The organism is Kitasatospora sp. NPDC004289, assembly GCF_053602875.1.
The window spans coordinates 1-14,075 of sequence record NZ_JBSGEL010000012.1; the positions used below are offsets into that span (position 1 = coordinate 1).

11 protein-coding genes and 1 pseudogene are annotated in these 14,075 nt (G+C 75.0%); 4 read left to right on the plus strand and 8 right to left on the minus strand.

What is annotated here, in order from left to right:
* Both ACWEPF_RS10575 and ACWEPF_RS10580 read right to left on the minus strand, forming a co-directional pair.
* Positions 1-1,813: pseudogene (locus ACWEPF_RS10575) on the minus strand (SUKH-4 family immunity protein); the annotation flags it as partial.
* Positions 1,807-2,832, minus strand: a complete 1,026-nt coding sequence (locus tag ACWEPF_RS10580) for an SMI1/KNR4 family protein (RefSeq protein ID WP_449796255.1) — start codon at positions 2,830-2,832, stop codon at positions 1,807-1,809. The gene ACWEPF_RS10580 and the pseudogene ACWEPF_RS10575, both read right to left, overlap by 7 nt.
* A gap of 188 nt (positions 2,833-3,020) precedes the next feature.
* Here ACWEPF_RS10580 and ACWEPF_RS10585 point away from each other — a divergent pair, with 188 nt between their 5' ends.
* Positions 3,021-3,920 carry a sigma-70 family RNA polymerase sigma factor gene (locus tag ACWEPF_RS10585; protein WP_452172297.1) on the plus strand — a complete coding sequence of 300 codons (900 nt, stop codon included), beginning with the start codon at positions 3,021-3,023 and terminating at the stop codon, positions 3,918-3,920.
* Positions 3,921-4,184: 264 nt separating this feature from the next.
* On the opposite strand, the gene ACWEPF_RS10590 is transcribed toward ACWEPF_RS10585, so the two are convergent.
* From ACWEPF_RS10590 to ACWEPF_RS10610, 5 genes are all read right to left on the minus strand, one after another.
* Positions 4,185-5,279, minus strand: coding sequence for a DegT/DnrJ/EryC1/StrS family aminotransferase (locus ACWEPF_RS10590; RefSeq protein ID WP_452172298.1), 1,095 nt, complete (start codon positions 5,277-5,279; stop codon positions 4,185-4,187).
* Positions 5,276-6,787, minus strand: coding sequence for an MBL fold metallo-hydrolase (locus ACWEPF_RS10595; protein ID WP_452172299.1), 1,512 nt, complete (start codon positions 6,785-6,787; stop codon positions 5,276-5,278). Before ACWEPF_RS10595 ends, ACWEPF_RS10590 begins: the two co-directional genes overlap by 4 nt.
* Positions 6,784-7,911 (minus strand): DegT/DnrJ/EryC1/StrS family aminotransferase, encoded by a 1,128-nt coding sequence (locus tag ACWEPF_RS10600; RefSeq protein ID WP_452172300.1) that lies wholly within the window; start codon positions 7,909-7,911, stop codon positions 6,784-6,786. The genes ACWEPF_RS10595 and ACWEPF_RS10600 overlap by 4 nt, the downstream gene beginning before the upstream one ends.
* 152 nt (positions 7,912-8,063) lie before the next feature.
* Positions 8,064-9,044 carry an NAD-dependent epimerase/dehydratase family protein gene (locus ACWEPF_RS10605; protein WP_449796251.1) on the minus strand — a complete coding sequence of 327 codons (981 nt, stop codon included), beginning with the start codon at positions 9,042-9,044 and terminating at the stop codon, positions 8,064-8,066.
* Positions 9,041-10,225 (minus strand): Gfo/Idh/MocA family protein, encoded by a 1,185-nt coding sequence (locus ACWEPF_RS10610; protein ID WP_452172301.1) that lies wholly within the window; start codon positions 10,223-10,225, stop codon positions 9,041-9,043. The genes ACWEPF_RS10605 and ACWEPF_RS10610 overlap by 4 nt, the downstream gene beginning before the upstream one ends.
* 273 nt (positions 10,226-10,498) lie before the next feature.
* On the opposite strand from ACWEPF_RS10610, the gene ACWEPF_RS10615 reads away from it, so the two are divergent.
* From ACWEPF_RS10615 to ACWEPF_RS10625, 3 genes are all read left to right on the plus strand, one after another.
* Positions 10,499-10,954: a YwqJ-related putative deaminase gene (locus tag ACWEPF_RS10615; RefSeq protein WP_345281133.1), complete on the plus strand. Its 456-nt coding sequence runs from the start codon at positions 10,499-10,501 to the stop codon at positions 10,952-10,954.
* Positions 10,955-11,027: 73 nt separating this feature from the next.
* Entirely contained in the window at positions 11,028-11,486 is a 459-nt protein-coding gene (locus ACWEPF_RS10620) for an SUKH-3 domain-containing protein (RefSeq protein WP_380149426.1), read from the plus strand.
* 103 nt (positions 11,487-11,589) lie between these two features.
* Positions 11,590-12,612, plus strand: a complete 1,023-nt coding sequence (locus ACWEPF_RS10625) for an acyltransferase family protein (protein WP_449796250.1) — start codon at positions 11,590-11,592, stop codon at positions 12,610-12,612.
* Here the strand turns inward: ACWEPF_RS10625 and ACWEPF_RS10630 are convergent.
* The gene (locus tag ACWEPF_RS10630) at positions 12,577-13,845 is read right to left on the minus strand and encodes a sensor histidine kinase (protein ID WP_345281137.1); all 1,269 of its coding nucleotides are present in this window, start codon (positions 13,843-13,845) and stop codon (positions 12,577-12,579) included. The genes ACWEPF_RS10625 and ACWEPF_RS10630 overlap by 36 nt on opposite strands.
* Between the last annotated feature and the right edge of the window lie 230 nt (positions 13,846-14,075).

The following is a 14,075-nucleotide window of genomic DNA, read 5'->3' on the forward strand; positions in this document are numbered from 1 at the left end:
GGGCCGCGCCGCCGACCGCGCCGGGGCCGCCGTCACCGCGCAGCTCGGCCGGCGGCGGCGGGGGCGGGGCGGTCGGGGTCCGGCCCGGGGCCTGACCCGTCGGGCCCGGCGGTACGGGCGGGGCGCCGGCCGGCCCGCGCAGGTCGGCCGGGGGCGGGGGCGGCGGTGCGGTCGGACCGCCCCGTCCGGGGGCGCCCGGCAGACCGCTCAGGCCGGGGACCTCGGAGGCCAGCAGGGTCGGCGCGTGCGAGGGGTCGCCGACCGGGCCCGCGCCGGGCCCGCCGGGCGGGGGCGCGAGCAGGGTCGGGGCGTCCCCGGCCGGGCGGCCGGACTCCGGCGGCGCGGCGAACACCGGCGGGGCACCGGGCCCGCCGGGCGGCGGGAAGCCACCGGGAGCCTGCGGGGGCGCACCCGCTGACGGACCACCAGGGAACGGAGCCCCGGGCGGCGGGAACGCACCCGGCACACCCTGCGGAGGCGTACCAGGGCCGCCCGGAGGCGGGAAACCACCGGGCGGCGGGAACGGACCCGGCGCGCCCTGCGGAGGCGGGAAGCCACCGGGAGCACCGTGCGGCGGCGTCCCGGGACCACCCGGCGGCGGGTACGGCCCGCCGGCGTACGGCGGCGGGAAGCCACCGGGAGCCTGCGGCGGCGCACCCGCTGACGGACCACCAGGGAATGGAGCCCCGGGCGGCGGGAACGCACCCGGCACACCCTGCGGCGGCGTCCCGGGACCACCGGGCGGCGGGAAGCCCCCGGGCCCGGGCTGGTACGGCGCTCCGGGCCCGCCGGGCGGCGGGAAGCCACCGGGAGCCTGCGGCGGCGCACCCGCTGACGGACCACCAGGGAACGGACCACCGGGCGGCGGGAACGCACCCGGCACACCCTGGGGCGGCGGGAAGCCACCCGGTGCACCGGGCGGCGGAAAGCCCCCGGGCCCGGGCTGGAACGGCGCACCCGGACCACCGGGCGGCGGGAAGCCACCGGGCGGCGGGAACGCACCGGGCTGCTGCCCGGGGGCGGACTGGGCACCCGCCGCAGGAGCCGCCTGAGCGGCGCCCGGACCGGCGCCGGGGCCGTCCGCGTGGCCCGGCTCCGCCAGGCCGCCGTTCGGTGCCGCCGGAACCTGGCCCGGTGCGACGGCCGGGTCGAGGGAGCCGCTCAGCGCGAAGGCCAGCGCGGCGTCCAGTCCCTCCGGTTCGGCCGGACCGGCGGACGGTCCGCCCGCCGCGACCGGACCCGCGTCGGCGGCCCCGGGCTCGGGCAGCCCCGTGCCGGGCCCCGCGCCTGCGGCTCCCGCACCGGGCCCGGGCAGCGTGGCGCCCTCACCGGTGGGAGCGCTGCCGGGCCCCGGCAGGGTGGTGTCAGCAGCCGCCGACGCCGAAGCCGACGCCGCGTCGGGCTCGCCGCCGAGGCGGGCGCGTTCGGCCGCGATGGCCGCCTCCCCCGCCTCCTGGAGCCACTGCGGGGGGCTGAGCAGGAAGGAGGTGGCCTCCACCCGCCCCGGGGCGGGCTTGGCGGCACCGGCCGGGTTGGGTTCGCTCGGGGTGCCGTAGGCGGCCTCGTAGCGGGCGACCACCTCGTTGACGGGGAGGGCCGGCCAGAGGGTGCTGGCGCCGGTCTCGCGGGCGATCACCAGCCGGGGGCCGGGGGCCGAGCCGGGGTCGGCCGACGGGACGTCGGTGGCCTCCTCCGCCCAGCAGACGTAGCCCAGGTCGAACTCCCGCACCCGGACCTCGCGTTGCCGCGAGCGCGGCACCCCCGCGTTGATCCAGTCCTCGGCCGTCTCCCGGGCCTGCGCGTAGGTCACCACGCCTGCCGCACCCCTTCCGCACTCACCGGGACGGCGCGCGCGAAGCCGCCGTCCACCATCATCGCCGCCACCGTCTCCAGCTCCTGGGGGCTGCCCGCCAGGCGGAGCAGGAACTCGTCGAAGTCCGCGCCGCAGGGCAGCAGCAGCCGGGCCACCCGCTGCTCGGGCGTCTCGTCCGGGTCACCGGCGTCCCGGGCGTCGTCGTACGGGCAGAACCAGACCGAGCCGGTCTCCTCGCCGCGCACCTTGAGGGCCAGCAGGCCGCCCTGGAGGTAGGCGACGCCCAGGTAGTCCTTGGTGAGGTGGTCGCGCAGGCACTTGTTGGCGTACACCAGGTCCTGGACGCCGTACTCCTCACTGAGCGTCAGGAACGGCTGGTCCACCAGCAGCCCGAGGCCCACGTCCAGCGCGACGCCGACCGGGGCGCGGCCGCCGGCCAGCTTGAGGAAGTCGCGGTACGCGTCCGGCAGCGGGTGGCCCAGGCGCTGCTCGGCGCGCTGGGCGAGGTCCTCGGTGACGGCCAGCGGGTCGCCGCCGTCCAGCGCGAGCGGGAAGTGCGCCGGGCGCTGCTCCTGGAGCGGCCGGGTGCCCCGGCGGTGGTGGTCCGCGCCGGAGTGCGCCAGGCCGCCGTGGTGGCGCAACAGCGCCTTCACCTCGACGGGCACCAGCTCCATCCGCCGCCAGCCGGGCTGCGCGCCGCCGCTGACGTGGTGCCAGGTCCAGCCGGCCGGGGTGGCCACGGCGGTGGGGAGGTCGGCCCAGAGCTCGTGGCCCTGGGTGTAGAGGGCGGCGTTGGCGGAGACGTAGTCGGTGAGCCGCATCTCGTCCACGCCGAAGCCCTCCGGCGGGTCCGCCACCTCGGCGGCGGCCGCGGCGTACGGGGAGAAGTCCGGCAGGCCGTTCTCGTCCACCCGCACCCCGGCCGGGTACTTCCCCGCCCTCAACGGGTCGGGAAACTGCACCACCTGCCCCGCGTACGCCCCGTTGGGCGCGGCGGTCCCGGGCCGGCCTGTAGTCATCTGGGTGCCCCCACTGGCTGCTGCGACGGATTGCTGCCCACAGCCTAGGGGTACTCCCCGTCCGGTCCACCAGGTCCGGACGGACTTGACGGACCGTCGACAGGTGCCCCGTCACGGGAGCCGTCCACCTCGGCCCGGTAGGTTCGCGGCGACCACACGCCCATGAGCGAACGGGGGACGCGAGACCCATGGACCGGCAACTCGAACTCGTACGGTGCTTCGAGGAGGAACGCGAGCACCTGCGCGCGGTCGCCTACCGGATGCTCGGCTCGCTGAGCGAGGCCGACGACGCGCTGCAGGAGGCCTGGCTACGGGCCGCCTCCGCCGACATCTCCGAGGTGCAGAACCTCGCCGCCTGGCTGACCACCGTGGTCGGCCGGGTCTGCCTCAACCTGCTGCGCACCCGGCGCACCCGGCGGGAGGACCCGCTGGAGCACGGGCCCGAGGGGCCCGAGGGCCCGGACCGGGCCCTGGAGCGGGGCTCGGGGGCCGACCCCGAGGAGGAGGCGCTGCTGGCCGACTCGGTCGGCCTGGCGCTGCTGGTGGTGCTCGACGCCCTGACGCCCGCGGAGCGGCTGGCCTTCGTGCTGCACGACATGTTCGCGGTCCCGTTCGACGAGATCGCCCCGATGCTGGAGAAGACCCCGGCGGCGGTGCGGCAGCTCGCCAGCCGGGCCCGCCGCCGGGTGCGGGGCGCCGCGCCGGGCCCCGACCCGGACCTGACGCGGCGTCGGCAGGTGGTGGACGCCTTCCTCGCCGCCACCCGCGGCGGGGACTTCGACGCCCTGCTCGCCCTCCTCCACCCGGACGTCGTGCTCCGGGCCGACCGCATGGTCATCCCCACCCCCGAACCGGTCACCGTCTCCGGGGCCCTCCCGGTGGCGCAGGGGGCGATGGCCGCGATGGCCCGCGCCCGCGCGACCGAGGTCGCCCTGGTGAACGACGCCCTCGCCCTGGTGATGGCCCCCTTCGGGCGCCTCACCGTCGTCCTGCGCTTCGCCTTCGCGGCGGACGGCACCATCGACGCCATCGAGGTCACCGCCGACCCGGCGGTCCTCGCGGGGCTGGAGGTCAGGCTTCCCAACTGACGCCCCGGGGGCACAGGTGGCTGTGCCTCGCACGGGCGAAGGTGGCTGTGCCTCGCAGGGGCGAAGGTGGTTGCGCCCCGCAGGGGCGCGGGGAACTGCGCGCGGGGGAACGGCAGCACGTGCAACTGGCCGACGGTGGGTCAGTTGCAGGTGAGCCGCCTCCCGATTCGCGCAGTTCCTCGCGCCCCCGGTGTGACCACGTACGTCCTCGCGCCCCGGTGTAGCCGCGCACGTCCCCGCGCCCCAGCGGTATGACCTCGGTCCCTAGAGGGCCTTGGTCAGGGTCTCCGCGACGTAGGTCTGCTGGTCCTCCGTCAGGTGCGGGTGCAGGGGGAGGCTGAGCAGCTCGCGGGCGGCCCGTTCGGCGACCGGGAAGTCGCCCTCGCGGTGGCCGAGGTCGGCGAAGGCGGGCTGGAGGTGGACCGGGGCGGGGTAGTGGATCCCGGCGCCGATGCCGGCCGCGTTCAGGGCGGCGAGCACCTCGTCCCGGCGGCCCCCGGCGATCCGGACGGCGTAGAGGTGCCAGACGTGCTCGTTGCCCGGCAGGGTCTTCGGCAGCGTCACCCCGCCCAACTCTCCGAGCAGCGCGTCGTAGCGGGCCGCCGCCGCGCGGCGGGCCTCGTTCCAGGCCGGGAGTCGCCGCAGCTTGGCCCGCAGCACCACCGCCTGGATGGTGTCCATCCGGGAGTTGAAGCCGAAGCGCTCGTGCACGTACTTGCGGCTCGACCCGTGGTCACCGATCTCCCGCACCACGCCCGCGAGTTCGGCCGAGTCGGTGACCACGGCACCGGCGTCGCCGTAGGCGCCGAGGTTCTTGCCGGGGTAGAAGCTGGTGGCGGCGAGCACGCCCCAGGAGCCGGAGACCCTGCCGTGCCGGGTGGCCCCCTGGGACTGGGCGCCGTCCTCCACCACCGGGCGGCCGTCGGCGAGTTCCAGGATCCGCTCCATCGGCGCCAGCTGCCCGTTGAGGTGGACAGGCAGGTAGGCCTCCGCCTCCGCCTCCGCCGCCCGCTCCGGGTCGATCAGCAGGTGCTCGGGGTCGGCGTCCACCAGCACCGGCCGCATCCCGGCCCGGACCACCGCCTCGGCGCTGGCGACGAAGGTGTTGGCGGGGATCACCACCCGGGCGCCGGGCGGAAGTTCGAGCGCCCGCAGGGCCATCTCGATGGCGTCGGTGCCGTTCGCGGCGCCGATCGCGTGGGCGACGCCGGAGTAGGCCGCGTACTCGGCCTCGAAGGCGGCCACGTCCGGCCCCTTGATGTAGGCCCCGGAGGCGAGCACCCGGTCGATGCCCTCCCGGACCTCCTCGGCTACCTCGGCGTGGGCGGCTTGCAGGTCCACCAGCGGGATCGGGTTCATCGGACTGGCCCTTCCAGGGTCGGTTCGAGCAGGGGGTCAACAGGGGCTGCGGCGGGTTCCACGCGCAGCGGGAGGGTGCCGCCGGAGAGGCAGCGGCCGGTGCGGGCGTCCCAGCGCCAGTGGTGGCGGGGGCACTCGATCACGCCGTCGGCGACCTCGGCGTGGGCCAGGTCCTCCCCGGCGTGCGGACAGTACCGCTGGAAGCGCAGGCCGTCCCGCTCCACCACGGCATCCCCGGCCCCGCTCCGTTCGCGGACCAACTGCCGGGTCTGGGCGGGCTGGTGGCCGTAGCGGAGCAGGCTGAGCAGGGTCAGGTCGAAGACGTCCGGGTCGCGGTGCAGGGAGAGCCGCATGGAGAGCAGCGCCTCCTCCCAGCCGGTCCGGCCGTCCAGCACGGCCCGCAGCGCCCGGGGCGGGACCCGGATGGTGTAGCCGGGGTCGACCGGCTCGTCCTCCAGCTCGACCCGTTCGGCGAGCTCGCCCAGGCGCACGCCCCAGGCCGCTCCGTCGGCCTCCAGCCGCAGGCCCTGGCGGTAGCCGTCCAGCAGTGGGCGGTTGAGCCGCTGGAGCCGGTCGAAGTGCGCCGCCACCTCGGTCGCGCGGATCACCGGCTCCGGGCCCCGGTGGTACGCCTCCCACTCGTCGCGGCGGCGCTCCCGGTAGGCGTCCAGGTAACCCTGCTGGTCGGTGGCCCAACTCCCGGGCACCGAGGGGGCGTCGACGGTGTCGCCGGGCGCGGTGCGGATCACCTCGACCCCGGGGCAGGCGGCGGCGAACTCCCCGGCCACGTCCTCCCAGTGCGGGAAGATGGTGGCCGCCCGGTCGTTGAACCGGTCCAGCTCCGGGTCGAGGAAGCAGGCCGGACCGGCCGAGGGCAGGTAGGCCCGGGCGCCGGTCAGCCGGACCTTGCGCACCAGGGTGTCCAGCAGGTCCGCCCGGACGGCCGCGGTCTTGCGGGCCATCTCCTCCGGCGGGTAGCCGTAGGCGTTCGGGTACCACATGGCGCCCGAGTACTGGGCCGCCAGCAGGTCGATGCCGGTGGGCAGTTCGGACAGCGGGGTGTTGCAGTCGTTCAGGTCCAGGAAGCGGTACCCGCCGAGGTCCAGCAGCAGGCCGCTGTCCTCCTTGTGGCTGGTGTCCAGGTACGCGGTGGCCACCGCGTCCGGCCCCAGCCGGTGCGACTCCCGGTGCCCGAGCAGCACCTGCTGCCCGAACCCCATCCGGGCCAGCCGGCGGCGCAGCGACTGCGAGCGGTACCGGGGCACCAGCACCGTCACCTCGCGGGAGAGCTGCGCCAGCAGCCGCTCGTCGAAGTGGTCCTCGTGGGTGTGCGAGACGTACAGGTAGTCGTACCGGCCGCCCACCACCTCGGGCAGCAGCGGCCGGTTGTCGGGGTACGGGAACCAGGCGTCCAGGAACGCCGGGTGGAACCACGGGTCGATCAGGATCCGCAGCCCGGCGTGCTCGACCACGAAGCCCGCGTGGCCGAGGTGCCTGATCACCGTCACCCGACGATCTCCAACAGGGCCGCGACGACGGTGTCCTGCTGCTCCTCCGTCAGCGTGTGGTAGAGCGGCAGGATCAGCGAACGGCCGGTCAGCAGCTCGGTGTTGGGCAGCTCCACCCGGGCCGCCCCCTTGTACGGCAGCTCCAGGTGGGCCGCCATGATCCCGCGCCGGGCCGAGATCCCCTTCTCCGCCAGCCGGGCCAGCACCTCGGTGCGGTCCGGGGCGTCCTCGGGCAGCAGCAGCCAGCAGGCCTGGAAGTTGGAGCTGCCGTGCGGCGGGTCCGCCACCAGGCGCTCGCCGAGCGGGCCGAGCAGCTCCCGGTAGCGGGCCGCCAGTTCGCGGCGCCGGGCGACCAGCGCCGGCAGCTTCCCGAGCTGCACCAGGCCGATCGCGGCCTGGATGTCGGTCATCCGGAAGTTGTAGCCGACCTCGTCGTACGTCTCCACCACACTGGCCCCGCCGCTGGCGGCGTGCCGGTCGGCGGCCGAGACGCTCATCCCGTGCTCGCGCAACCGCCGCAGCCGGGCGGCGAGTTCGCCGTCCTGGCAGGTCACCATGCCGCCCTCGCCGGTGGTCAGCAGCTTGCGCGGGTGGAAGGAGTACGCGGCGATCGCCGCACCGCTGCCCACCGGACGGCCGTTCAGCAGCGAGCCCGCGCCGCAGGCGGCGTCCTCGACCACGGTGATCCCGCGGCCCGCGACCAGCGCCTCGATCGCGGGCAGGTCCACCGGGACGCCGCCCTGGTCCACCACGATCACGGCCTTGGTGCGGTCGGTGAGCAGCGGCTCCACCGTCTGCGGCGTGAGGTTCCCCGAGGAGAGCTCCACATCGGCGAAGACCGGGACGGCACCGAGGTAGACGACGGCGTTGGCGGTCGCGATGAACGAGAAGGACGGGACCACCACCTCGTCGCCCGGGCCCACCCCGGCCCCGATCAGGGCGAGTTGGAGGGCGGTGGTGCAGGAGGAGACGGCGACCGCGTGCGGCACGCCGAGGTACTCGGCGAACGCCCGCTCGAACTCCGCCACCCGCGGCCCTTGGGCCACCCAGCCCGAGCGCACCGCATCGGCGGCAGCCAGGGCTTCTTCTTCACCGAGCCAGGGGATCATCACCGGGATGGACACGAGCGGGTTGCTCCTTTGGGGGCGCGGGGAACTGCGCGCAGCGGAAGGCCACGCACCGTTCAGTCGCTTCGAAGTGGTTCAGTTGCAGGTGCCGCGATCTAACGGCGGGATGGTGGCTGGCCGCGCAGTTCCTCGCGCCCCCGGGGTGGCCTCTAGCGAGCCTGCTGCCACCAGGTGACGAGCTTGCGCAGTCCGTCCTCGAGGCCCAGCTCCGGCTTCCAGCCCAGGTCGCGCTCGGCGGCCGAGATGTCCGCCAGCCGCCGCGTCACGCCACCGGCGGTGTCCCGGGCCGGCCCGTGCTCGACGTCCAGCTCGGAGTCCATCGCCGACAGCAGGGCGTCGGCCAGCCCGCGCAGCGAGACCTCCGAGGCCGAGGCGATGTTGTAGACCCGGTCCGTCACCGGCGCCGAAGCAGCGAGCAGGTTGGCCCGGGCGATGTCCTCGGTGTAGACGAAGTCCATGGTCTGGGCGCCGTCGCCGAAGATCAGCGGGGGCTGCCCGGCGGTGATCCGCTCCATCCAGCGGATGAAGACCTCGGTGTACTTGCCGTGGACGTCCATCCGGGGGCCGTACACGTTGAAGTACCGCAGCGCGACGTAGTCCAGCCCGTACATCGCGTGGAAGGACCGCAGCAGGCCCTCGTTGAAGACCTTCGCCGCCCCGTACAGGGTGTCGTTGTTGTAGGGGTGCTGGGTCTCCGGCGTCGGGAAGACGTCCGCGAGGCCGTAGACCGAGGCCGTCGACGAGGCCACGACCTTCTTCACGCCGCACTCGGCCGCGGCCTCGACCACGTCGAAGGTCCCGTCCACCATGATCTCCAGCGCCAGCCGCGGCTCGGTCGCGCACTGGGTGATCCGGATCGCGGCCAGGTGGAACAGCAGGTCGGTGTCGCTGCCCAGCAGCTCCCGCAGCAGCGCGCGGTCGCGGATGTCCCCGTCCACCACCCGCAGTTGGCCCGGGGCCGCGGCGGCCTCGGCGTCCGCCAGGTTGGCCATCCGGCCGCGGACGAAGTTGTCCAGCACCACGACCTCGCGGGCCCCGGCGGCGATCAGCTGGTCGACCACGGTGGAGCCGATGGTGCCGGCACCTCCGGTGACCAGGCAGCGGGAACCCTCGATCGGTACGGCGTTCATCGGGCGGTGGCCCTCTCCTGTGCGGTGATCAGTTCTACGTCGGAGGAGTCGTCGGAGGAGTCGTCGGCGTTCACCGGCACGGTGGCGCCGCCGAGTTCCAGGCTGCGCGAGGCGGCGTGCAGCAGCTTGAGGACCCGCAGGCCGGAGCGGCCGTCGGTGAGCGGGGCCCGGCCCTCGGTGATGGCGGCGGCGAACTCGGCCATCACGTTGCGCAGCGCCTCCTGCTCGACCAGCGCGGGGGCGACCATCTCGCCGACCCGGTAGGAGATCAGGGCCTGGTGGCGGATGGCGTCGGTGAGCTCGTCCGGCGGGGTGAGGTCCACGCCGCGGTCGTGCACGGCGAGGCGGGCCTGCGGGTTGAGGTCGTCCCAGACCAGGGTGCGGCGGGAGCCGCCGATCATGGTGGTGCGGACCTTGGTCGGGGAGAGCCAGTTGACGTGGCAGTGGGCCAGCGCGCCGTTGGACAGACGCACCGTCAGGTAGGCCACGCAGGCCCGGCCGGCCCCGATCGGGTCGGCGCCCTGGGCGCTCACCCCGACCGGCTCGACGCCCGGGGGCAGCACGAAGTCCAGGATGGAGAGGTCGTGCGGGGCGAGGTCCCAGAGCACGTCCACGTCGGGCTGGACCAGCCCGAGGTTGATCCGCACCGAGTCGAAGAACTGCACGTCGCCGATCTCGCCGCCGTGCACCAGGTCGCGGATCCGGCGCACCACCGGGGTGTAGCAGAAGGTGTGATCGGTCATCAGCACCAGGCCGCGCTCCTCGGCCAGCTCGCAGAGCTCGGCGGCCTCCTCGACCGAGGTGGTGATCGGCTTCTCCACCAGCACGTGCTTGCCCGCCTCCAGGGCGGCCCGCACCAGCTTGTAGTGGCCGGCGGCCGGGGTGGCGATGGCCACCGCGTGCACCCGCTCGTCCTCCAGCACCTGCTCGAAGGAGGTGGTGGGCTTCACGGTGCTGTACTCGCCCAGCACCCGGCGGGACTTGGCCTCGTCCAGGTCGCACAGCCAGTGCAGCCGCATGGCCGCGGTCTGCTGGGCGTTGCGGACCAGGTTCGGCCCCCAGTAGCCCGCCCCGACCACGGCCATGCCGATCCGGTCGGCCGACCGCGGTCCGGGCACGCCCGGTGTCTCCACGTGCTCGCCCGGCGCCTCGTGCGCCACCTGGTCAGCTGCGTTCGTCATCGCAAGACCCCCCTTGCCCGACAGTTGAGAGGGCACTCGTCATGACCGCGCACCGATCCCCCGGTGGATGGCGGCCCGGCCCTGGTGCGGAACGCTATCGGCTGCCATCGGCGCTCGGGGGGCGAATCGGGAAACCGTGTGGGAATGGTGAAGCGTGGCGGGGCGCGCACCCCCGGCGTCCGCCCTGTCGGCGGCATTTGGCAGGCTTGGTGCCTAGTGTGGTGCACCGGGGCACCACCCGCCGAAGGGCGGCCGAGCAGGTGAGGAGCAGTCATGGAGCAGGCCGAGCAGGCCCCGACGCTGCGCCACCACCGCGACAGCCTGCTGCCCGCGGTGGCCGCCGCGCTCTCCCTGAAGAACGGCACCGTGCACACCCTGGCCGGGCACAAGCCGGACGAGCTGCCCGAACTGCACCCGCTGGTCGGCGAGTTCCTGGACGGGCTGCCGCTGGACCAGCGCGAGCGCTTCCTCGGGCGCTGCCCGGAGGCGGTGCTGCTCTCCCGGTACCTGACCGAGGTGGACGCCAACCGCTCCAAGCGGGCCGCGCGCAAGCCGCTCGGCCTGCCGGAGGCGCGCAAGGCCCTCAAGGGCTCCCGGCTGACCACCGTCCGGATCCGCGAGGAGGGCGATCCGGCGCACGGCACGCACGCGCCGCCCTGCCGGTCCTGCGAGCCGCTGCTGGCCCACTTCCAGGTGGCCAGCGTGGCCGTCGGCCCGGCCGCCCCCTGAGTCCCCCCGTCCCGTCAGTCTGGAGCCCGCACTGAACTCCGCCCTCCGCACCCAGCCCCGCTTCCCCGCCGACGTGGCCGCCGAGCTCAAGCAGGCCGGCTGGCACCCCGGCCGCTGGCAGATCCGGCAGGCCGAGGAGTGGGCCGACGCGCTGGTCGCGCACGGCGATCCCCAGGGTGTGCAGCACTCCGTCTTCCCGGCCGCGATCGAGGCCTGGGCCGAGTTCGGCGGCCTGGCCTTCGACCTGTCCGGCGCCGGGCGGGAGATCGCCCGCACCCCCTTCCTGCTCGACCCGCGCTGCGGGCTGCACCAGCCGCGCACCCTGGCCGACCTGGGCCGGGCACTGGGCCGCCGGGTCGCCCCGCTGGGCGAGGAGTCGTACGGGCAGGCGCTGCTGGCACTGGACGAGGACGGCCGGGTCTACAGCCTGGACCACGCCGGCGAGTGGTACCTGGGCCGCTCGGTGGACCAGGCGGTGGGCGCCCTGGTGCTCGGCCTGCGACCGGAGCGGCTGCTCCCGCTGTCGGTCTGACGACCCGACGCCCTCCGGCGGCACGTGCCACTTCGGGCAATCCCTTCCCACCGGCACCTCCGAGCCACCACACTTTCCCCACACATCTGCACCAGGGGGCCCGGTGGACCGTCAACCACTCTTCGACAACGCCAAGTTCGCGGCGGTCGCCCTGGTGGTCTGCGCCCACACCTGGATGCCGCTGCTGGCCGCCGACCGGCTGGTCGGCGCCGTGGTGCTCACCGTCGCCGCCTTCGCCATGCCGGTCTTCATCACCCTGTGCGGCTACTTCGCACGGCCCCGGCCCGGCCGCCCGCAGGTGGACGGCGCCCGGCTGATCGCCCAGCTGGTGGTGCCGTACCTGGTCTTCCAGGTGCTCTACAACGTGGTCGGGATGGCGCTGGAGCGGAAGCTGGAGCCGATACCGCTGCTGGAGCCGCGCTGGCTCACCTGGTTCCTGCTCTCGCTGCTGCTCTGGCGGCTCAGCGTGCCGCTCTGGACGGCGCTGCGCCACCCGCTGCCGGTGGCGGTGCTGATCGCCCTCGGCTCCGGCGCGCTGCACGCCTTCCCGGCCGAGCTGGCGCTCGGGCGCACCCTGGGCTTCCTGCCCTGGTTCGTGCTCGGCCTGGTGCTGCGCCCCGGCCACTTCGAGCTGCTGCGCCGTCAGGCGGTCCGCCGGCTGGCCCCGTTCGGCCTGCTGCTCACCCTCGCGGCGGTCTGGGCGGCCCACCCGTTCCTGCTGGACTCGGGCTGGCTGGAGTACACCGGGACGGCCGCCCAGCTCAAGGTCGGCTACCCGGTCTGGCTGGCCGTCAGGGTCGTCCTCGGCCTGCTCTCGCTGCTGGCCGCCGCCTCGTTCCTGGCCCTGCTCCCGGACCGCCGGCTGCGCTGGACCTCGCTGGGCGCCGCCTCGCTCTACGTCTACCTGCTGCACGGCCTGCCGCTGAAGGCGCTCCAGGCCAGCGGGGTCTACCACGCCCGGGTGCTCCGGCACGCCTGGACCGCGCTGCCGCTGTACGGCGCCTTCGCGCTCGCCCTCGCCGTCCTGCTCGCCCTGCCGGTCACCGTCCGGCTGACGCGCCCGCTGGTGCAGCCGCCGGTCGAGCGGCTGCTACGCCAGCCTGGTGTCCTGCACCGCGAGGCGTGAGGGGAGCACCGCCTCGACCCGGAAGCCGCCGTCCGGCTCCGGCCCGGCCGCGAAGGTGCCGCCCAGGGCCAGCACCCGCTCCTCCATGCCCACCAGTCCGTTGCCCCCGCTGGGCAGCCCGGCCCGCTTGGCCGCCCCGCCCGGGCACTCGTTCAGCACCGCCACCCGCACCCCGTTGGGCACGTACGCCAGCAGCACCGTGACCCTGGCCCCGCCGGCGTGCTTGTGGGCGTTGGTCAGCCCCTCCTGCACCACCCGGTACGCGGTCCGCTCCGCCTCGGTGGTGTACGGCAGCCGGCTGCCGCTCACCGTCAGGGTGACCAGCATCCCGGCCGCCTCCGACTGCTCGACCAGCCCCGGCAGCCCGGCCAGGTCGTCCACCGCGACGGCCCCCTCCTCGGACATCCGCAGCACCCCGAGGATCTCGCGCAGCTCGTTCAGCGCCTGCCGGCCGACCTCGCCCATCAGCTTGGCGCTCTGCTGGGCCTTCTCCGGGTCCTTGGCGACGATCCGCTCCAGCGCCCCGGCGTGCACCACCATCAGCGAGACCCGGTGCGCCACCACGTCGTGCATCTCCCGGGCGATCCGGGTGCGCTCCTCCAGCCGGGCCCGGCGGGCGCGCTCCTGGGCCTGCTCGGCCAGCAGGTCGAGCTCGGTCTCCAGACCGTGCGCCCGGTCCTTGAGGCTCTCGACCAGCCGCCGCCGGGCGCCCAGGTAGAGGCCGGTCACCACCGGGGGGACCGTCACGCCGACCGAGACCAGCACCGCGATCAGCACCAGCACCCAGACCGGCGGGGTGGTCTCCTCCGGCGGCACCGGCTCGAACATGCCGAACAGCACCACCGCGACGGTCTCCGCGAAGGCCAGCGCGGAGAGCGAGACCACCCGCCCCCGTCTGGACGGCCACTCCCAGGTGGCCGCCAGGGTGTACAGCGACACCACCAGCAGCACCACGCCGAAGGACCCCGGCACGAAGAGCAGGGCCAGCACCACCGGCACGGCCGGCCAGCGCCGCCGCACCACCAGCGAGGCCCCGCACAGCGCGCCCACCACCGCGGTGGCCACCGCGAGGGGTGTGGACCAGTCGAACTTCTGCACCGCCGTGGCGTAGGCCCCGGCGGCACACTCCAGGGCGGCCAGCGCGGCCAGCCCCACATCCAGCACCACGCTGCGGCGCCGCTCCCACCACCAGAGTGATCGGCCCGGCCCGCCCCCGTCCGGCGAGTTGCTCATGCCGCTCAGCCTATGGCAGCGCCTCCACGCCGGGCACCCGAGTAACCGGCCGCCGATCGGCCGCACCAGCGGGGCGACCTGACAAGGTCGGCCGGGCTCCGTACGGTCGGGCAGGTGCGGGCACCGACCATCCCCTCAGGAGACCGACCCGGACCAGCCCGGGACCCTCGCCCCGCGACTCCTGAGTGTCCGACATTCGGTTACCCGGGTGAGACGGCACCGGGTGCCAC